Source organism: Hungatella effluvii (genome assembly GCF_003201875.1).
GTDB classification, from domain to species: Bacteria; Bacillota; Clostridia; order Lachnospirales; family Lachnospiraceae; genus Hungatella; species Hungatella effluvii.
Genome location: NZ_QJKD01000013.1, coordinates 198,157 through 218,992, shown reverse-complemented (window position 1 = coordinate 218,992; position 20,836 = coordinate 198,157). Strand labels below are relative to the sequence as shown.

Below are 20,836 nucleotides of genomic sequence, written 5' to 3'. Positions count from 1 at the left end.
AGACTATACTTAAAAACAAAGCAACACCGCTGTGAAACCCTTATAGAATAGGGCTTCCAGCGGTGTTTGAATTTTTTTACTGTCAAAGACGGGATTATATCATATATTGTCGGAATCTGTCTATTTTTTTTCTTTGCCGGGTTACAGACCCCCCGGAGATTTCAGAACTGTGAAAAGCAGGTGCAGCAGGTTATGAGGCTCATAGATCATGGGCGGCCGGTCAGGAAACCAGTATTTCATGCGGATGATATAGAATACCACCATAAGGAAGATGCAGACGGCTATGTAGACGGAGAACAGGCGAGCTTTTCGTTCCAGGACGTAATGCTCGTAAAGAAATAAGACTCCACCGGCCAATAGCGGCAGGAGAAATGGATTGCACAGAAGACTGCCGTGGATATCTCCTTTTAACAGCAGGACGGTGGCTCGGGTAAGTCCGCATCCGGGGCATGGAATCCCCAATAAGAGCCGGGCCGGGCACACCTTACCGGCAGCGGCAGTCATGGCAGACAGAAAAATTGCGCACAGAAGCATTCCGGGCAGGCAGTGTCTGACATCGGAAATCAGATGTTTTATTCTTTTTTTATACAAAATCGGGCAGTGATTTTTTTTCATGATTATATGCTATCCTTTTCGGTGGTTGTGTGAAGCTGCAGATTTCATTATAAGGCAGTGTTACCGCTTTTACAAGCTTGTGCCCCGAATAGAGGTTTGATATAATGAAGCTGTTTGATATGCGAAATTAAGATAAACAGGATGGGGGTGTCTATGATCAAAAAAACACATATTGTATTTCTGTCATTTCTCTGTGCCGCGCTTGGAGGCTGCGGGAGCAGCAGGCCAGTGGCGGAGAAAGAGACTTCTCCGATTACCGTCGTGACAGCCACAGATCTGCACTATTTATCACCGGAGCTTACGGACTATGGAACCGGATTTATGAGAATGGTCGGAAATGGGGATGGAAAGCTGACTCAGTACGCGCCGGAGATTACGGACGCTTTTTTAGAGGAGGTAGAGAAGCTGCATCCGGACGCGCTTATTTTAAGCGGAGATCTCAGCTTTAACGGTGAGAAGACAAGCCATGAGGAACTGGCCGGGAAGCTGTTCAAGCTGCAGGAACAGGGAATCCCGGTTCTTGTGCTGCCTGGAAATCATGATATCCTTTATCCATTTGCCGCACGGTTTGAGGCAGAGACGGTGACGAGGACGGAACGGGTCAGCGGCGAAGAATTTCGTGATATATATGGAAGTCTGGGGTATCAGGACGCGGCTGAAAAGGATGGAGAGTCCTTAAGCTTCCTGTATGAGCTGTCGGAACGGGTCTGGCTGCTGCTTCTGGACGCGAATACGGAGGATGCACCCGGCCGGATTAAGGATTCCACGATGCAGTGGGCGGAGCGGCAGATGAAACGCGCTGAGGAAGCGGGGGCCTCCATCATCACGGTGACTCACCAGAATGTCCTGGCTCAGAACAAACTTCTGTCACAGGGCTTTCTGCTGGATCATCATGAGGAGATGGAGCAGCAGCTGAAAGCTCATGGGATCGCTTTGAATCTAAGCGGTCACGTTCATATCCAGCATATTGCAAAGAGCGGCGGCCTTTATGACATTGCAACCGGATCCCTCAACGTGTTCCCGCACCGGTACGGCGTTTTAATGGTTGATCCGGATGGAAGCATCACGTATGAAACGAAGCCGGTAAATGTGGATCGATGGGATGAGGGAAAAGCTGGAATCTCCGGTGAATATGGGGATTTTGAAGCGCTGTCCCAGGCGTATTTTGACGCGTGTACGCGAAAGAAGATGAAGAAAGAGCTGGAAGCGCTGTCGGTTTCGGAGGAGGAGCGGGCGCAGATGGCGGAACTGGCCGTGGAGATGAACCGGAACTACTTTGCCGGCACGACAAAACCGGAAAAAGAAGTGACGGATACCGAGGGCTGGAAACTTTGGAAAGAAAAAGGCGCAGAGCTCTTTTTCGGAAAATACATGGATTCCATGCTGGAAGATGCGGGATGTGATGAAAACGAACTGAAGATAGAAAGGGATCCGCGGTCATAGTATCCGGAGGCGATATTGGAAGGAGGCTTATCCATGGATAAGAAAAATACAAGAATACTGGTCAGCGCCTGTCTGCTGGGGGTTAACTGCCGCTACGACGGAAAGAACGGGCGTCGTGACGAGGTACTGAGGCTGCTTCGGGAGTATGAACTGATCCCGGTTTGTCCGGAGCAGATGGGAGGGATGGAGACCCCCAGAGAGCCGTCGGAATGTCGGAGAGACGGCGGGCGTGTCCAGGTGATGAACCGGAAGGGCCGGGATGTGACAGAGTATTTTGAAAAGGGCGGGGAGGAAGCGCTTAAGATCGCAAAGCTGTATGGATGCCGGTACGCCATTTTGAAAGAGCGGAGTCCGTCCTGCGGCAGCGGGATCATCTACGATGGAACCTTTTCGGGCACAAAGACGGCCGGAGACGGGATGACAGCCCGCCTTCTCAAGGCGCATGGGATCAAAGTTGTGGGAGAAAGCGGCATTTCAAGCTTGATATCGGAAATCAGCAGTGATATGATGGATGACAACATAAAATTTACAGAGGAGTGACAGGAATATGAAAACAAATGTAACGAGAGACAAGGCGCTTTCCCTTCTCATGAAATATAATAAGGAGCCCTTTCATATACTTCACGGGCTTACGGTGGAAGGCACCATGCGCTGGTATGCAAAGGAACTGGGATACGGTGAGGACGAAGATTTCTGGGGAATCGCCGGTCTTCTCCATGATGTGGATTTTGAAAATTATCCGGAGGAGCACTGCATCAAGGCGCCGGAGCTTCTGGCCGAAGCCGGGGCTGAACCGGAGCTTGTTCATGCGGTCGTAAGCCATGGCTATGGACTCGTCTCTGATGTGGAACCGGAGCATGATATGGAGAAGGTACTGTTCGCGTCAGACGAACTTACAGGCCTGATCGGAGCCGCCGCCAGAATGCGTCCGTCGAAGAGCGTAATGGATATGGAGGTCTCCAGTTTGAAGAAAAAATACAAGGATAAACGGTTCGCGGCAGGCTGTTCCCGCGAGGTGATTGCGCAGGGAGCCGAGAGGCTCGGATGGACGTTAGAGGAGCTGTTTGAAAAGACCATTGAGGCCATGCGTTCCTGCGAGGCCTCTGTCAGCGAAGAGATGGAAAAGCTGGGCGTTTAAGAGCGCCGGAAAGGGAAGACCAATCGGGAGAAGAGAACGATGATATCAGTTTCAGTGCTGAATTTTACAGGAGTTTACGAAAGAGAAAGCTTCTATAAAGATGGGGACTGTGAATGGATTGACTGTTCGGATTTGTCCGGGGTAAACGGATTCTGTGATGAGGCATCCATGGAGGAGATTGAGGCGCGGATCAGTGGGCTGTCAGGCTGGATTCACTTTATAGACGGCGGAAATTTCCACTATTTAAGCTATCTCATGGTGAGGAAGATCCGGGAGCCGTTTACCCTGGTGGTATTTGACCATCATACAGATATGAAGCCTTCTATATTTGCTGGAATTTTGTCCTGCGGCTGCTGGATCAAACGAGCGCTGGACGACCAGCCATACTTAAAAAAGGTGATCCTGATCGGTGTCGCGGATTCGCTGGCAGATACCGTAGAATCAGAGTATGCGGACCGCGTGCAGGTGTTTTCGGAGAGCGCGGCCGGGGCAGATGACTCATGGCTTAAGGCTCTGGAAACAGAGGTGTCGGAGGCCGTGTATCTGTCCATAGACAAGGACGCGTTCGGGCGGAAGGAAGTGGTGACTGACTGGGATCAGGGAACCATGACGCTGGAGCAGCTTGAGAGGGCGTATCGCTGCCTGGAGAGCCGCCGGATTCTGGGTGTGGACATCTGCGGCGAAGCGAATCAGGACGATTCTTTTTCGGGATGGATGTCCGTGTCAGACAAACAAAATGACGCGGCAAACAGACGAATCCTCCGAATGCTTCGAAACGGTCATAAGAAGCCGGAGGGCAGTATACAATAGGGAGAGAGAAATGGAAGAAGCACCGATATTTTCGAAGGCGGCCATCAGGCGGCTGATTCTGCCGCTGATCATCGAGCAGTTTCTCGCCGTCTTAGTGGGAATGGCGGATACGATCATGGTGGCCGGAGTGGGGGAGACCGCGGTCTCAGGAATTTCCCTTGTGGATACGCTTAATATTCTGCTGATCAACGTGTTTACCGCCATGGCTACCGGAGGCGCTGTCATCGCGGCCCAGGAGCTGGGGAACGAAAACAGGGAGGAGGCGTTAAAGGCCTCCAATCAGCTGATTCTTGTGGTTCTGGTATTTTCAACGGTTTTAATGGTGTTGTCCTTACTGTTCAACTACCAGATTCTGCGGACGATTTACGGGAAGATCGAACCGTCCGTCATGAATTATGCCAGAACGTATTATTACCTGACAGCGCTGTCGTTCCCGTTTCTGGCAGTGTATAACGGGTCGGCGGCCATCTGCCGCTCCATGGGCAATTCCGGGATATCCATGAAGGTGTCCATGCTGATGAACGGGATCAACATTGTGGGAAATGCCATTCTGATTTACGGCTTTCATCTGGAGGTGGCCGGAGCCGGGATCTCCACGCTGCTGTCACGAATTACCGCGGCAGTCATCCTGGTGTGGGTGATCCGGAATCCGAAGCTTCCGCTGTGCATCGACAGGAATTTTCATCTGGGCTTCCATCCCGCCATCATCCGGCGGATCATGGGGATCGGAGTTCCCATGGGAGTGGAAAACGGCCTCTTTCAGGGCGGTAAGCTTCTTGTGGCGGGGCTGGTCTCCAGCTTCGGTACGACCTCCATTGCAGCCAACGCGGTGGCGGGAACCATTTGTTCCTTTCAGGTGATTCCGGGCAGCGCCATCTCCCTGGCTATGATAACCGTGGTGGGGCAGGCCGTGGGTGCGAAGCGGTATCAGGAGGCAAAACGGTATGCAAAGAACTTTATTTTCCTCATCATGGGAGCGCACTTCCTCATCTGTTTTCCGATGCTGGTATTTCTGCCGCACATTATCGGCTTCTACCATGTGTCAGAACAGACGGCGGAGCTGGCCAGAATCATCTGCACGCTTCACGGGCTATGCTGCGTGCTGATCTGGGCGCCATCCTTTGCGCTTCCCAATGCCCTGCGAGCCGCAGATGACGTGAAATTCGCCATGTGCATTACCATTGCGTCCATGTTTCTGTGCCGGATTGCCATGAGCTTCGTTCTGGGACGGTATCTTGGCATGGGGCTGATCGGTGTCTGGATTGCCATGGTTCTGGACTGGGCAGTGAGGGCGGTGGTCTACGTCGCGCGTGTCGCGTCGGGAGGCTGGCTGAAGCATCATAAAGTTCTGGCCGCGCGCCAGGAGGCTGAAAAAACGGTTTTACAAAACACTTGACAGCGCCCGGCAAGTACGATATTATTTCCGTTAAATAAATTGGATATGTGACAGAGGAGAAAGAAGACATGAAAAAGGTTGTGAAATTCGGCGGCAGTTCTCTGGCCAGTGCAAGACAGTTTAAGAAGGTTGGGGACATCATTCGCTCCGAGAAGAGCAGACGCTATGTGGTTCCATCCGCGCCGGGCAAGAGAAACGATAAAGACGAGAAGGTTACGGATATGCTGTATCAGTGTTACGATGCGGCTGCCGAGGGAAAAAGCTACAAGAAGATTCTGGAGAAGATTAAGAGCCGTTACATGGAGATCATCGACGGACTCGATTTAAACCTGAATCTGGATCATGAATTTGAGACCATCGAGGAGAATTTCTTAAAGAAGGCCGGCCGTGATTACGCGGCATCCAGAGGCGAGTACTTAAACGGCATCGTCATGGCCAACTATTTAGGCTATGAATTCATCGATGCGGCGGAGGTCATTTTCTTCGATGAAGACGGCAGCTTCGAGGCGGATATCACCAACCGTGAGCTGGGAGAGCGCTTAGAGCATGTGGAGCGCGCGGTTATTCCGGGCTTTTACGGCGCCACTCACAGCGGAAGCATCCGCACGTTCTCAAGAGGTGGATCCGATGTCACAGGCTCCATTGTAGCGAAGGCCATCCATGCTGATATGTATGAGAACTGGACCGACGTCTCCGGCTTTCTCGTAGCCGATCCGCGCATCATCGATAATCCGGAGGTCATTGAGACCATTACATACAGAGAACTTCGTGAGCTGGCCTATATGGGAGCCAGCGTTCTGCATGAGGATGCCATCTTCCCGGTCAGAAAAGAGGGCATTCCGATCAATATCCGTAACACCAACAGGCCGGAGGAGAAGGGCACTCTGATCGTGGAGAGCACCTGCCGCAAGCCGCGCTATACCATTACGGGAGTTGCGGGCAAGAAGGGCTTCTGTTCCATCAACATTGAGAAAGCCATGATGAACGCCGAGGTAGGGTTCGGCCGCAAGGTCCTGGAGGTCTTTGAAAAATACGGCATTTCCTTCGAGCATATGCCTTCGGGAATCGATACCATGACCGTATTTGTCCATCAGTCCGAATTCGAGGAATACGAACAGTCCGTGATCGCGGGAATCCACCGCGCGGTCGAGCCTGATTTCGTGGAACTGGAATCTGACCTGGCGTTAGTTGCCGTCGTGGGACGCGGCATGAAGGCCACGAGAGGCACGGCCGGAAGAATCTTCTCCGCGCTGGCCCACGCCCGTGTCAACGTCAAGATGATCGACCAGGGCTCCAGTGAGTTAAACATCATTATCGGTGTTAAGAATGCAGATTTTGAGGCGGCTATCAAGGCGATCTACGATATCTTTATCTCAACCGAAATCTGATAAATTGTATACCCATATATCCAAATGAAAAACCGGTCCGCACAGAGGCTTAAAAGCCTGTGCGGACCGGTTTTGCTGTAATACTTATTAATCCTCCGGAACAAAGACATCTTTGCCCATTCCGCAGATCGGACAGACCCAATCCTCAGGAATATCTTCAAAAGCTGTGCCTGGATTGATTCCGTTGTCCGGATCTCCATCAGCCGGATCATATATGTATCCACATGGCTCACAAACGTATTTTTGCATAACAGTCACCTCTTTCTTTCGTTGATACCCTATTTTACCAGATATGTAACTGTTTTACAACCGGTGCAGATAAATATAGCCCAGGATAAACTTGTAAACTTACAGAATTATTAAATGTTGCTTTCGTCAATAACTTTAGCTGAGATTTCGGTGGTTTCGTTCCGCCAGGGAGCTGGGGCCGGAGCGCTTCTCCCGGTTTCAGCGATTTTTGCAGGACGTCGGCAGCTCTTAGGCCGGAAGGGTGCAAAAACAAGGGGAAAAATCTGACCTCAAAGTCAGATTTTTAGAGGACCTGAATCGGGAAGTCCTTCAGGAGTTCCCGATGAATGTCATCGGTCCCCTTGTTTTTGTATCCTTCCGGCCTTAGAGATGCCCCGGCCGAAACCATGAGCCGAAACTGGGAGAAGCGCTCCGGCCCCAGCTCCCTGGCGGAACGAAACCACTGAAATCTCTCTCAACCTCATGAGGAACCACAATTCTTAATAATTCTGTAAGTTTACAAGTTTATCCTGAATATAGCCAGAAAATACTTTAGAATGCAGGAAATATGTGGTAAAATAAAATCAAAATTTTATACATCAGGGAGGACTAAGATGCAATACCGCAATTTTGGAAAAACAGGAATTAAAGTGTCGGCGCTGGGGTTCGGAACCATGAGATTTCCGCTGCTTCACGATGAGGTGGTCGACGAGGAACGCGCCATCGGGATGATCCGTCATGCCATCGATGAGGGCGTGAATTACATTGACACCGCTTATCCTTACCATCAGGGAGAGAGCGAGAAGATCGTGGGAAAGGCGCTGGCGGACGGCTACAGGGAGAAAACGTATCTTGCGACCAAATGTCCCGTATGGAAGCTTCAGAAGGCGGAGGATTTCGAGACTCTGCTGGAGGAGCAGCTGGAGAAGCTGAACACGGATCATATCGATTTTTATCTGCTTCACGCCTTAAGCGGCGAACGCATGGAGGATAAGGTAAAGCCGTTTGAACTGATTAAGCGGATGGAAAAAGCGAAGGCTGAGGGAAAGATCCGCTATCTTGGATTTTCCTTCCATGATTCATATGACGTGTTTCAGGATATCATAGATTATTATGATGGATGGGATTTCTGCCAGATTCAGTATAATTACGTGGACACTGAGCATCAGGCCGGAACAAAGGGGCTTAAGTATGCCGCTGAGAGAGGTCTCGGGGTGGTGATCATGGAGCCTTTGCTGGGCGGGAGGCTGGCGAATCCGGCATCCCATTTAAAAAAGGTATTTCCGGAGGACAAGTCTCCTGTGGAGTACGCACTGGATTTCCTCTGGGATCAGCCTGAGGTCAGCCTGCTGCTCAGTGGAATGAGCGATGAAAAGCAGGTGGAAGAGAATCTGGAGTACGCGAAGAGAAGCAGCGTGGGTATGGCGACGGAACAGGACAAAGAGGTGGTAAAAGAGGCAAAGCGCGTCTTTGATTCCATGGCTTTGGTGGGATGTACCGGATGCAGATACTGTATGCCATGTCCATTTGGCCTGGATATCCCGAAGATATTCTCACTGTACAACATGACTGCGGCGCACAGGGAGGAAGAGGCCAGGGCGGAGTACGAGGCTCTGGAAAAGAAGGCGGGCGACTGCCGCTCCTGCCGCCGCTGTGAGAAGGAATGTCCGCAGATGATCAAGGTGAGCGAGGTCATGAAGGAAGTTGCAAAGGTGTTTGAGAAGACAGAAGCCTGATTGGCAGGAAAACAGGCTTTCACGGAAGAATGATTGAAGGAGGAACGGGTTATGCTGGAAAAAATTGATTTATCGAAGAAAATGGATAAAGATACGTACAAGCAGGTCATCGGAGAGCAGAGCGAAAGACTGGGCCTTTTGCAGCGGGAGCTGAGAACGGCGGGGATTCCTGTCATGATCGTGTTTGAAGGCATGGGTGCGGCCGGAAAAGGAACACAGATCAACCGGCTGATTCAGGCGATGGATCCCAGAGGATTCGAGGTCTTTGCCAACAGCAAGGCCACCGAGGAAGAACAGCTTCGCCCGTTCCTGTGGAGATTCTGGACCAAGACACCGGCCGACGGCCGGATCGCCATCTTTGACCGGAGCTGGTACCGGCAGGTGACAATCGAACGGTTCGACGGACAGATCAAGGAGAAGAATCTGCCGGAGGCCTTTCAGGATATTTTATCGTTTGAACGCCAGCTGGATGACGGCGGAATGGTGATTATCAAGCTGTTCCTCTATATTTCCCAGGAGGAGCAGAAGAAGCGCTTCAAGAAGCTGGAGGACTCCAAGGAGACGTCCTGGCGTGTGACGAAGGACGACTGGCGTAGGAACAAGGAGTATGGCCGTTATCTGGAGATCAATGAGGAGATGCTTCAGAAGACCGATACGGAGCGCGCGCCGTGGTCCATCATCGAGGCGACGGACAAGGATTACGCCGCAGCCAAGATCATGACCCTTGTAGCGGACCGCTTCGAGGCGGCCTTGAGAGAGAAAGCGGCTTCGAAGCCGGAAGTGTCGGAGAAACCTCCGGTGAAGGAAGAGAGATATCAAAACGGCGTGCTCTCCGGTGTGGATCTGACGAAGACGCTGACCAAGGAAGAGTATAAAAAAGAGATCGACCGGCTCCAGAAGCGCCTGGAGTTTCTGCACAGCGAGATTTACCGCCTGAGAATTCCGGTGGTTTTGGGATTTGAGGGCTGGGATGCAGGCGGAAAGGGCGGCGCTATCAAACGGCTCACCAGCCATTTGGATCCTCGCGGGTACCGCGTGAACCCGACCGCCTCCCCCAACGATATCGAGAAGGTACACCATTATCTGTGGCGGTTCTGGAACAACGTTCCGAAGGCGGGCCATATCGCCGTCTTCGACCGGACGTGGTACGGCCGTGTCATGGTGGAACGGATCGAGGGCTTCTGCTCGGAAGCGGACTGGAAGCGGGCCTATCAGGAAATCAACGAGATGGAGGCCCACATGGCCAATGCCGGAGCCGTGGTCATCAAGTTCTGGCTTCATATTGACAAGGACGAGCAGGAACGCCGATTCAAGGAACGCCAGCAGAATCCTGCAAAAGAGTGGAAGATTACGGACGAGGACTGGAGAAACCGGGAAAAATGGGACCAGTACGAGACCGCTGTCAACGAGATGCTGGTGCGCACCTCCACAACGTACGCGCCGTGGGTTGTCGTGGAAGGCAACTGCAAGTACTATGCCCGCGTGAAGGTCTTAAGGACTGTGGTCGATGCCCTGGAGGAGCGGGTAAAGGCGTGCGGTAAAAAATAACAGTTAGTCCTGCTTGTGTTTTCCTGTTTTTTAGTGTAAATTAATAGGGAGCAGGAGGCAGGAAATGAAAACAGTAATCATTGTGGGCGGTGGCGCCGCGGGGATGCTGGCAGGCATTGCAGCAGCCAGGAATGGCGGCACCGTCCATATTTTTGAGAAAAATGAAAAGCTGGGGAAAAAGGTCTTTATCACGGGCAAAGGGCGCTGTAATGTGACCAATGCATGCGACACCGGGGATTTGTTCCGGAATGTGGTGACAAATTCCAAATTCCTTTACAGCAGTTTTTATGGATTTAATAATTTTGATATGATGGCACTTCTGGAGGAGGCGGGCTGTCCGCTGAAGACCGAGAGGGGAAACCGGGTATTTCCGGTATCCGACAAGTCTTCGGACGTGATTAAGGCGCTGTCCGGAATGCTTGGGAGGCTGGGAGCAGAGGTTCACCTTCACTCGGAGGTAAAGGAGCTTCTTCTGGAAGATGGCCGGTGCCGCGGGATTCTCTTGAAAAAGGGCGGCACGGAGACGAAGGTGTACGGAGATGCGGTGATTGTAGCCTGCGGCGGCCTTTCGTATCCGACTACGGGCTCGACCGGGGACGGATACCGGTTTGCCGGCGCGGCAGGGCACACGGTGACGGAGCTTTCACCGGCTCTGGTGCCGTTTGTGGTGAAGGAACCGGTGGTGAAGGAGCTGCAGGGTCTCTCCTTAAAGAACATTGAGGCCGTGGTGATGCGCGGCAAAAAGGTGATCTACCGGGAGTTCGGGGAGATGCTTTTCACCCATTACGGAGTCAGCGGCCCGGTGCTCTTAAGCGCCAGCAGCTACGCCGTGAAGGAATTGAAGAAAGGGCCGCTTTCTCTCGTCATCGACTTAAAACCGGCGCTGTCGGAGGAACAGCTGGATGCGCGGCTGCTCCGTGAATTTGAGGGGACTTTAAACAAGCAGTTTAAAAATGCGCTGGTTCATTTATTCCCATCCAAGCTGGTTCCGGTTATGGTGGAACGGAGCGGGATATCTCCGGAAAAGAAGGTGAATGAGATCACCAGGGAAGAACGGAAGCAGATAATCCAGGCGACGAAATCATTTACCGTGACGATTACGGGGCTTCGCGATTACAACGAGGCCATCATTACGCAGGGCGGCGTCTCTGTGAAAGAAGTGAATCCCTCTACCATGGAGTCGAAGCTGGTCTCCGGGCTTTACTTTGCCGGGGAGGTGCTCGATTTGGATGCGGTGACAGGAGGCTTTAACCTCCAGATTGCCTGGTCCACCGCCTGGACGGCCGGAAGCGAGGCTGCCGGACCGGATCCTGAATGACGGGCAGTCAAACGTGCGTCTGCACGGCAGAAGAGACAGAATGGGGGCGCGTCCCCAAAGATTAAAGGAGAGTCAAGGATGTCAAAGATTTATAACATTGCAATAGACGGTCCGGCAGGGGCAGGCAAGAGTACCATCGCAAAAGCGGTTTCTGCGAAGCTCGGCTTTGTCTATGTGGACACCGGAGCCATGTACCGGGCCATGGCGCTGTACTTTTTACGAAAAGGAATCAAACCGGACGAGGAAGCCGTGATTTCGGAGGCGGTAAAAGAGGTGGGCGTCACGATTTCCTATGAGAACGGCGCCCAGCAGGTGATATTAAACGGAGAAAATGTGTCCGGTCTGATCCGGACGGAGGAGGTCAGCCAGATGGCCTCTGCCTCCTCCATATACTTACCAGTCCGCGAGAAGCTGGTGGAGCTGCAGAAGGAACTGGCCAGAAATGAGAATGTCATCATGGACGGCAGGGACATCGGAACGTGCGTGCTCCCGGAAGCGGATTTAAAGATTTATCTGACAGCGAGCACAGCGGTGCGGGCAAAACGCCGCTACGACGAGCTGACTGAAAAGGGCGAGCCGTGCAGCCTGGAGGAGATCGAAAAGGAGATTGCGGAGAGAGATTACCGCGATATGCACAGAGAAAACTCCCCGCTGAAGCAGGCAGAGGATGCGGTTCTGGTCGATACCTCCGGCCTGACCATCGACGAGGTAATCGGCGAGATACTTAAGCTGGCTTCAGAAAAAGGGATCGGCTGGCAGAATTAAGGAGACAAAACGTTATGGAAGTGATTGTTGCTAAGACCGCGGGCTTCTGTTTCGGCGTCAAACGCGCCGTGGACAAGGTTTATGAACAGATAGAGCACGCCGGAAAACCGATTTATACCTACGGTCCGATCATCCACAACGAAGAAGTGGTAAAGGATTTTGAGGAAAAGGGCGTACGGGTCATCGAGTCCGAGGAGGAGCTTAAGGCACTCCGCGACGGAATCGTCATCATACGTTCTCACGGTGTGGGAAAGCATGTTTACGATATCCTGGAAGAAAACGGCATTGAGATTGTGGACGCCACCTGCCCGTTTGTGAAGAAGATTCATAAGATCGTACAGGAACAGAATCAGGCGGGAAGACGCCTGATTATCATTGGAAATGAATCGCATCCGGAGGTGCAGGGTATTAAAGGCTGGGGAAATGATAATACTTTAGTGGTGGAAACACCCGACCAAGTGGACAATTTGCCGTTTTCAGAGGGTGAAAAGCTGTGTATCGTGTCCCAGACGACATTTAATTACAAGAAATTTCAAGATTTAGTTGAAAAATTTTCTAAAACGCGTTATGATATACTTGTTTTAAATACGATTTGCAATGCAACACAGGAGAGACAGGTGGAAGCAAGACGGATAGCTTCAGAAGTGGACGCCATGATCGTGGTTGGTGGGAAGACGAGTTCCAATACCCAGAAGCTGTACGAGATATGCCAAAAGGAATGTAAGAACACTTACTATATCCAGACACTAGGTGATTTAGATCCTGAATGTATAAGTTCTGTGCGCAGCGTAGGTATTACAGCCGGGGCTTCAACCCCGAATCATATTATCGAGGAGGTTCATACTAATGTCAGAATTAAGTTTTGAACAAATGTTAGAGGAATCATTAAAAACAATACGTACAGGAGAGATCGTCACAGGTAAAGTCATCGACGTCAAAGAAGATGAAATCGTCTTGAATATAGGTTTTAAATCCGACGGCATCATCCCGCGTAATGAGTACACGGATGACCAGAATTTAGATCTCGCAACTGTTGTATCTGTTGGTGATGAGATGGAAGCGAAAGTCGTTAAGGTAAACGATGGCGAAGGCCAGGTTGCGTTATCTTACAAGAGACTGGCAGCTGACAGAGGAAACAAGAGATTAGAAGAAGCGTTTGAGAACCATGAGGTTCTTACCGCAAAGGTAGCTGCTGTTCTGGACGGCGGTTTAAGCGTAGTAGTGGAAGGGGCGAGAGTCTTTATTCCGGCAAGCCTGGTATCCGACACATATGAGAAGGATTTATCCAAGTATGCAGACCAGGAGATCGAATTCGTAATTACCGAATTCAATCCGAAGAGAAGAAGAATTATCGGCGACAGAAAGCAGCTTATGGTTGCCAAGAGAGCCGAGATGCAGAAAGAATTATTTGAGAGAATCCATCCGGGAGATGTCGTAGAAGGAACGATTAAGAACGTAACCGATTTCGGTGCATTCATCGACCTTGGCGGCGCAGATGGTTTACTTCATATTTCCGAGATGAGCTGGGGAAGAGTTGAGAGCCCGAAGAAGGTTTTCAAAGCCGGCGAGAAGATGAGAGTCTTAATCAAGGATATCAATGGTGATAAGATCGCATTAAGCTTAAAGTTCCCGGAGACCAATCCGTGGAAGGATGCCGCTGTGAAGTATGCAGCAGGCAACATCGTAACAGGCAGAGTTGCACGTATGACTGATTTCGGCGCATTCGTTGAGCTGGAGCCAGGCGTAGATGCATTGCTTCATGTATCTCAGATTTCCAGAGACCATGTAGATAAGCCATCTGACGTATTATCCATCGGCCAGGAGATCGAGGCTAAGGTTGTTGACTTCAACGAAGACGACAGAAAGATCAGCCTGAGCATGAAGGCTCTTCAGATGCAGGATATGTCTCAGATGGATGAAGATGCACCGGTTTATTCAGATGAGGAATAATTTTTGAGTTATAGATATGCAAAAGTTACGCCGCCCCATGGGATCGCTTTCTGATCCTGTGCGGGCGGTTTTTGTGTTTCATGTGCTTTGCGGGGACCGTACTCTGCGCAGGGGAGAATGGCTGCTGTAGAAAACGCGCTCCGGTGCGAAAGTCTGGTAAGGCAGACTCTTTTTAGCGGCCACTAATTAAACGGGTAATCGGATGCTTAACGAAAAAATAATCTTATAAATAGTAAAATATACTTGAAAATATAGTAAATATCAGGTATAATAAACTCATTCAGGCAGATATCTTCTGCTGAATTTTAGACACATTTCTATATAATTCTAATCGGTATTTAGATTGTCGGAAAATGGTTATTTAGAACCGTGATTTGCAGAACCGTTCATGGCTGTATCGGCCGCAAGCTCAGAGGCAGGAATCTAAGGAGGAAAGTGCATATGGCACAGGTGAAACCACAACAGGTATTAGAAAGTCAAAAAAAGCAAGGAGGATTAAAGGGACGGGAAGAACAGAACGCACAGACCGGAAAGCCATTATTCCCGCTGATGACAAGAAGCAGAGAACAGGTATTGGATATGCTGAAAACCAATCCGGATATCTGGCATAAGTTTCAACTCCTGACGAATGCATTTCAGGAGGAGCTGATCGGATTTTCCATGGGAAGCAGCGGGCTGAAAATCAGCTATGATCCCTTTTTTAAACTGGTTTTTGATCCGGATGTACACAATGACCGCTTATCCATGATGCTTTCCTGCATTATGAAGCAGAAGGTGGCGGTAAAACGGGTGTTATCCCCGGAATCTAACCGGATTACGGCAGAAGGCTCTCTGCTGATTATGGATGTCCTGGCAGAACTTGAGAACGGAGAATTGGTGAACATTGAAATTCAGCGTATTGGCTACGCATTTCCGGGAGAGCGGGCTGCCTGCTATTCTTCTGATCTGATACTCAGGCAGTATAGCCGGATAAAAGGCAGGAAAGAGAATGGGTCTACATATAAGAAGCTTCAGAATGTGTATACCATTGTCCTGATTGAGAACAGCAGCGCGGATTTTCACAAAATAGCCGGACAGTATATTCACCGCTCCAGCCAGGTGTTTGATACGGGGCTGGAACTGGATTTACTGCAGAAATATATTTTTGTGGCTCTTGATGTTTTCCGGGAAATCACTTACAATTTAAATGAGGAAATAGAGGCATGGCTGCTCTTCTTAAGTTCTGACAGGCCGGAGGATATCATGAGAATTATAGAGAGATACCCGGATTTCCGCGAAATTTACGAAGAGATAGCTCAATTTCAGGTAAAACCAGAGGAGTTGGTGGGTATGTATTCGAAAGCATTGGAGATTTTGGATAGAAATACAGTGCAGTATATGATTGAGGAACAGAAGCAGGAGATAGAGGAACAGCAGCGGGAGATAGAGGAACAGCAGCAGGAGATAGAGGAACAGCAGCAGGAGATAGAGGAGCATAAACGGGAGATGGAGGAACAGCAGCAGGAGATAGAGGAACATAAACGGGAGATAAAGGAACATAAACGGGAGATAAAGGAGCAGCAGAAGGAAATTGAACGTTTAAAAAAACTTTTGGAACAAAGATAACAGGGTAACCCGGAAAGGCAGGCCAATGGATACAGTGGATGGCCTGTTTTTTCTATCAGAGTCAGTTGCAGAGACTGTCTTAAGAATGTTAAGAGGAGAAGAGATGGATTCCAGCCATGAGATGATTATACCGAATGATAATTTACCGTTTAAGCTGTTTCTCTTTGAGGGCGGAGAGGGGAAGTATAAGAGGGCCAGTCACTGGCATCGGTCGATCGAGATTTTTCTTGTTATGGAGGGGAAGATCGATTTTTATCTGGGGGAGAACCATTTTCCGATTGGTGAGAAGGACTTTATTATAGTGAATTCCAATGAAGTGCACTCGATCGACGCCCCGCTTCCAAACCGCACGCTGGTACTGCAGATTCCTGTGCAGACATTTGAGGTTTACTTGCAGGAACAGCCGTATCTGTCATTTTCCAGGAGATCGGGGGAGCAGAATGGGAAGCTGATGGGTCTTGTGATGGAGATGTACCGGACGTATGAGAGAAAAACGTATGCCTGGGAGCTGAAGATGGGCGGGCTGTTTGAATTTGTCAAGTATCTGCTTCTGACGGAGTTCAAGGATCAGGCACAGGCTCCGGATATTATAAGACAGAAGATCCATTTGGAGAAGCTGTCGGAGATTACGGAGTATATGAAAAATCATTACGACGAGGCGCTGTCTTTAGAGAAGGTGGCGGACCGCTTTGGTTTTTCCCCTACGTATTTATCCAGAATATTTAAGCGGTATGCCAATATCAGCTACCGCGACTATCTGCAGGATTTGAGGGTGGAGTACGCGGTGAAGGAGATGGTACATACTGCCCATGAACTGGGGGATATTGCCGTGAATCACGGATTCTCGGACAGCAGGGCGTTTGCGAAGGCGTTTGCGAAACGATACGGCTGTCTGCCCAGTGAGTACAGGAAAAGGGCAAGAAAGTGCTATTAGGTGGTCAAGTTCCTGCTCACGTAATCTGACGGAAAACGGTATAATAAAACTATGGCAAATTGCGTGAAACAGGTAAGGAGGCAGCAAATGGAATATTTAATTGGTATTGACGTGGGGACATCGGCGACGAAGACCGTGCTGTTCGATAAAAAGGGCAATATAATTGCATCGGCTTCGAGAGAGTATCCACTGTATCAGCCGCACAACGGCTGGGCGGAGCAGAAACCCGAGGATTGGCGGGACGCGGTGATTGCCACCGTGGAAGAAGTGGTGAAAAAGTCCGGCGCAGGAAAGGACGAGGTAAAGGGAATCGGTATTTCCGGTCAGATGCACGGACTTGTCATGCTCGATGAAGCAGGGAACGTGATCCGTCCTTCCATTATCTGGTGTGACCAGAGGACTGGGGAAGAAGTGGAAGAGATGCTGGAGATCATGCCCCGGGAACGCTGGATTGAGATTACGGCCAATCCGCCTCTGACAGGCTGGACGGCGGCGAAAATCTTATGGGTGAGAAATCACGAGCCTGAGAATTACGAACGATGCAGACATATTCTGCTTCCAAAGGACTATATCCGTTACATATTGACTGGTGTGTTTGCGACCGAGGTATCGGATGCCAGCGGGATGCAGCTTCTCGATGTGCCAAACCGCTGCTGGTCGGATGAGGTACTGGAGAAGTTAAACATTGATAAGAGCCTTCTCGGCAAAGTATATGAGTCCTGCGAGGTTACGGGAACGATTCTGCCGGATATCGCGGAGAAGACGGGACTTTCCACAGAGACAAAGGTGGTAGGCGGCGCCGGTGACAATGCGGCTGCGGCAGTCGGTACCGGAGTCGTAAAGGACGGAACGGCATTTACGACGATTGGTACCTCAGGGGTCGTGTTTGCACACAGCAGTCAGGTGACGATCGACCCAAAGGGACGCGTACATACGTGCTGCGCGGCTGTGCCTGGAACGTGGCATGTCATGGGCGTGACGCAGGCGGCCGGACTTTCCTTAAAGTGGTTTAAGGATAATTTCTGCCAGGACTATGTGGAAGAGGCTGTGAGACAGGACGTGGACGTCTATGACCTGATTAATCGTGATATTGCAAATATCCCGGCTGGCAGTGATAAGCTGATTTATCTTCCCTATCTGATGGGAGAGAGAACGCCCCATCTGGATCCGGACTGCCGCGGCGTGTTCTTTGGACTCTCTGCGATTCATACGAAGGCTCATATGCTGCGTGCCGTCATGGAAGGTGTTTCCTACTCTCTCTCTGACTGCAATGACATTTTAAAGGAGATGGGCATCGATGTTGACTGTATGATGGCCTGCGGCGGAGGCGGCAAGAGCCCTGTGTGGAGACAGATGCTGGCAGATTTATATGACTGCAGTGTGAATACGGTGAGACAGACGGAAGGTCCGGCGCTTGGCGTGGCGATTCTGGCCGGAGTCGGATGCGGAATCTACGAAAGCGTGGAGGAGGCCTGCGACGAGCTGATTTCTGAGGCACAGAGCACCGGAGCGGATTCGAGTGTGGTTGGTAAATATAAGGCGTACCATGAACTCTATAAAGCGCTTTATGGGAACTTGAAGAACAGCTATAAGAAGCTTGCTGCTTTATAGGAGAAGAGGAGGAATACTTAAATGGGAATGCAGATCAAAGACATTTCAGATAAAGCGTTTTCTGCCTACGGAAAGGTGATTACCGGTCTTGATGTTACCGGTATCTTAAAAGAGATGGAACATACACCTCTCCCGGACGATGTTATCTACGTACCATCCGTTCCGGAGCTGGAGGCGCTGCCTGAGGCTTTAGTCATTCAGAACAATGTGTACGGGGAGCTTCCGATTCAGATCGGCTTCTGCAACGGTCACAATACGAAGTTAAACGCGGTAGAATACCACAGAAACTCTGAGATCAACATTGCGGTGACGGATCTCGTCCTGATCATCGGAAAACAGCAGGATATCGGGGCAGATTACACGTACGACACATCTCTGATGGAGGCCTTCCTGGTACCGGCGGGAACGGTAATCGAAGTCTACGGCACCACACTTCACTACGCGCCCTGCCATGTAGAAGATGGAGGTTTCCGGTGTGTGGTTGTCCTGCCAAAGGGGACCAACACGGATATGGAGCCGCTGGAGATTAAGAATAAAGAGGACGAATTACTCTTTGCAAGAAACAAATGGCTGATCGGCCACGAGGAGGGCGGTCTTCCGGCCAATGCCTATATTGGCTTAAAGGGTGAAAACCTGCAAGTAGGCAATGAACAGTAAAGAAGCAGGAAGAACAATAAATAGAAAGAATCAGGAGGAAAATACATATGAACAACATACCAGAAGTAAAAGTAGGAATTGTAGCGGTCAGCAGAGACTGTTTCCCGGAATCATTATCTGTCAACAGAAGAAAGGCTCTTGTGGAGGCGTATGCTGCCAAATATGATGCAAAGAACATCTATGAATGTCCGGTCTGCATCGTAGAGAGTGAGATTCACATGGTACAGGCGCTGGAGGATGTGAAGGCAGCAGGATGTAATGCACTGGTTGTGTATCTTGGCAACTTCGGACCGGAGATCTCTGAGACGCTGCTCGCAAAGCATTTCGACGGACCGAGCATGTTTATCGCGGCGGCAGAGGAGAGCGGCGACAACTTAACCCAGGGACGCGGTGACGCTTACTGCGGCATGTTAAACGCCAGCTATAACTTAAGACTGCGCAATATCAAGGCATACATTCCGGAATATCCGGTAGGAACCGCTTCAGAATGTGCGGACATGATCGAGGAATTCCTTCCGATCGCCAGAACACTGGTTGGATTATCCAGCTTAAAGATTATAAGCTTTGGACCGCGTCCGTTAAATTTCCTGGCCTGTAATGCGCCGATTAAGCAGCTTTATAATCTGGGCGTGGAGATTGAAGAGAACTCCGAGCTGGATTTATTTGAAGCGTTCAACAAGCATGCGGACGATCCGAGAATCGCCGATGTGATGAAAGATATGGAGAAAGAACTGGGTGAGGGCAACTTAAAGCCGGAGATTTTACCGAAACTGGCACAGTATGAGCTTACGCTTCTTGACTGGATCGAAGAGCACAGAGGATACCGCAAATACGTTGCCATTGCAGGCAAATGCTGGCCGGCATTCCAGACACAGTTTGGTTTCGTTCCCTGCTATGTCAACAGCCGTTTGACCGGTATGGGAATCCCGGTATCCTGTGAAGTAGATATTTACGGCGCGCTGAGCGAGTTTATCGGAACCTGCGTGAGCCAGGATGCGGTAACACTTCTGGATATCAACAATACGGTGCCGGATGACATGTACGACGGCGACATCAAGGGCAAATACGACTATACACACAGGGATACCTTTATGGGATTCCATTGCGGCAATACATGTTCCAGAAAGCTTTCCGCATGTTCCATGAAGTATCAGATGATTATGGCAAGAGCGCTTCCTGAGGAAGTAACACAGGGGACTCTGGAGGGAGATATTCTTCCAGGCGACATCACATTCTTCCGTTTACAGAGTACGGCAGATTGTCAGCTTCGCGCCTATGTTGCACAGGGCGAGGTTCTTCCGGTTGCGACACGTTCCTTCGGTTCCATAGGAATCTTCGCTATCCCGGAGATGGGCAGATTCTACCGTCACATTTTGATCGAGAAGAACTATCCGCACCACGGTGCAGTCGCATTCGGCCATTTCGGAAAGGCATTATTTGAAGTATTCAAATATCTGGGCGTGGAAGATATCGGATTCAACCAGCCGAAGGGTATGCTCTATCCGTCTGAAAATCCATTTGCATAAGACGGGGATGGCTGCGCAGGCGTGTCATGAAGCCAGTGCCGCTGGACCTAAATACGTACTGCATAGCACCCGCTATCTACGCCAGGAGCACGCCCACGAAGCTAGTCGTAGGGTCCACTACGCCGTCGCTTCGTGGACGCACACCTGACGCAGATATCAGGCACTATG

General features: G+C 50.4%; 19 protein-coding genes. 17 read left to right on the top strand and 2 right to left on the bottom strand.

The window, feature by feature from the left end; genetic code table 11:
• Positions 1–141 precede the first annotated feature (141 nt).
• The gene (locus tag DFR60_RS22365; protein WP_110324867.1) at positions 142–615 is read right to left on the bottom strand and encodes a DUF2752 domain-containing protein; all 474 of its coding nucleotides are present in this window, start codon (positions 613–615) and stop codon (positions 142–144) included.
• A gap of 153 nt (positions 616–768) precedes the next feature.
• Between DFR60_RS22365 and DFR60_RS22360 the strand changes: the two genes are divergently transcribed.
• The 6 genes from DFR60_RS22360 to DFR60_RS22335 all read left to right on the top strand — a co-directional run bounded on the left by DFR60_RS22360 (position 769) and on the right by DFR60_RS22335 (position 6,790).
• Entirely contained in the window at positions 769–2,058 is a 1,290-nt protein-coding gene (locus tag DFR60_RS22360) for a metallophosphoesterase (RefSeq protein WP_110324866.1), read from the top strand.
• Between the two features lie 33 nt (positions 2,059–2,091).
• Positions 2,092–2,598: a 2-thiouracil desulfurase family protein gene (locus DFR60_RS22355; protein ID WP_110324865.1), complete on the top strand. Its 507-nt coding sequence runs from the start codon at positions 2,092–2,094 to the stop codon at positions 2,596–2,598.
• A 7-nt stretch (positions 2,599–2,605) separates the two neighbouring features.
• Positions 2,606–3,196 (top strand): hydrolase, encoded by a 591-nt coding sequence (locus DFR60_RS22350; RefSeq protein WP_110324864.1) that lies wholly within the window; start codon positions 2,606–2,608, stop codon positions 3,194–3,196.
• A gap of 39 nt (positions 3,197–3,235) precedes the next feature.
• On the top strand, positions 3,236–4,006 hold the full coding sequence (locus DFR60_RS22345; protein WP_110324863.1) for an arginase family protein: 771 nt from the start codon (positions 3,236–3,238) through the stop codon (positions 4,004–4,006).
• 10 nt (positions 4,007–4,016) lie between these two features.
• Positions 4,017–5,402 (top strand): MATE family efflux transporter, encoded by a 1,386-nt coding sequence (locus DFR60_RS22340; protein ID WP_110324862.1) that lies wholly within the window; start codon positions 4,017–4,019, stop codon positions 5,400–5,402.
• A 68-nt stretch (positions 5,403–5,470) separates the two neighbouring features.
• Entirely contained in the window at positions 5,471–6,790 is a 1,320-nt protein-coding gene (locus tag DFR60_RS22335; RefSeq protein ID WP_002600380.1) for an aspartate kinase, read from the top strand.
• A gap of 87 nt (positions 6,791–6,877) precedes the next feature.
• Here the strand turns inward: DFR60_RS22335 and rd are convergent, their stop codons facing one another.
• Positions 6,878–7,039, bottom strand: a complete 162-nt coding sequence (gene rd / locus DFR60_RS22330; RefSeq protein WP_110324861.1) for a rubredoxin — start codon at positions 7,037–7,039, stop codon at positions 6,878–6,880.
• A gap of 593 nt (positions 7,040–7,632) precedes the next feature.
• Between rd and DFR60_RS22325 the strand changes: the two genes are divergently transcribed.
• The 11 genes from DFR60_RS22325 to DFR60_RS22275 all read left to right on the top strand — a co-directional run bounded on the left by DFR60_RS22325 (position 7,633) and on the right by DFR60_RS22275 (position 20,668).
• Positions 7,633–8,754, top strand: a complete 1,122-nt coding sequence (locus DFR60_RS22325; protein ID WP_110324860.1) for an aldo/keto reductase — start codon at positions 7,633–7,635, stop codon at positions 8,752–8,754.
• Positions 8,755–8,805: 51 nt separating this feature from the next.
• Positions 8,806–10,302, top strand: a complete 1,497-nt coding sequence (gene pap, locus DFR60_RS22320) for a polyphosphate:AMP phosphotransferase (RefSeq protein WP_110324859.1) — start codon at positions 8,806–8,808, stop codon at positions 10,300–10,302.
• Positions 10,303–10,366: 64 nt separating this feature from the next.
• A complete protein-coding gene (locus DFR60_RS22315; protein ID WP_110324858.1) occupies positions 10,367–11,620 on the top strand; it encodes a BaiN/RdsA family NAD(P)/FAD-dependent oxidoreductase in 1,254 nt (417 codons plus the stop codon).
• Positions 11,621–11,698: 78 nt separating this feature from the next.
• Entirely contained in the window at positions 11,699–12,385 is a 687-nt protein-coding gene (cmk, locus tag DFR60_RS22310) for a (d)CMP kinase (protein WP_110324857.1), read from the top strand.
• A gap of 14 nt (positions 12,386–12,399) precedes the next feature.
• Positions 12,400–13,251, top strand: coding sequence for a 4-hydroxy-3-methylbut-2-enyl diphosphate reductase (ispH, locus tag DFR60_RS22305; protein ID WP_110324856.1), 852 nt, complete (start codon positions 12,400–12,402; stop codon positions 13,249–13,251).
• Positions 13,232–14,335, top strand: a complete 1,104-nt coding sequence (gene rpsA / locus DFR60_RS22300) for a 30S ribosomal protein S1 (RefSeq protein ID WP_002600372.1) — start codon at positions 13,232–13,234, stop codon at positions 14,333–14,335. The genes ispH and rpsA overlap by 20 nt, the downstream gene beginning before the upstream one ends.
• A 441-nt stretch (positions 14,336–14,776) precedes the next feature.
• Positions 14,777–15,940: an Rpn family recombination-promoting nuclease/putative transposase gene (locus tag DFR60_RS22295; RefSeq protein WP_243005148.1), complete on the top strand. Its 1,164-nt coding sequence runs from the start codon at positions 14,777–14,779 to the stop codon at positions 15,938–15,940.
• A 25-nt stretch (positions 15,941–15,965) separates the two neighbouring features.
• Positions 15,966–16,874, top strand: coding sequence for an AraC family transcriptional regulator (locus tag DFR60_RS22290; protein ID WP_243005147.1), 909 nt, complete (start codon positions 15,966–15,968; stop codon positions 16,872–16,874).
• Positions 16,875–16,961: 87 nt separating this feature from the next.
• The gene (gene xylB, locus DFR60_RS22285; protein ID WP_110324854.1) at positions 16,962–18,485 is read left to right on the top strand and encodes a xylulokinase; all 1,524 of its coding nucleotides are present in this window, start codon (positions 16,962–16,964) and stop codon (positions 18,483–18,485) included.
• 21 nt (positions 18,486–18,506) lie between these two features.
• Positions 18,507–19,142 carry a DUF4867 family protein gene (locus DFR60_RS22280; RefSeq protein WP_110324853.1) on the top strand — a complete coding sequence of 212 codons (636 nt, stop codon included), beginning with the start codon at positions 18,507–18,509 and terminating at the stop codon, positions 19,140–19,142.
• 47 nt (positions 19,143–19,189) lie between these two features.
• The gene (locus tag DFR60_RS22275) at positions 19,190–20,668 is read left to right on the top strand and encodes an L-fucose/L-arabinose isomerase family protein (protein WP_110324852.1); all 1,479 of its coding nucleotides are present in this window, start codon (positions 19,190–19,192) and stop codon (positions 20,666–20,668) included.
• Positions 20,669–20,836: the final 168 nt, after the last annotated feature.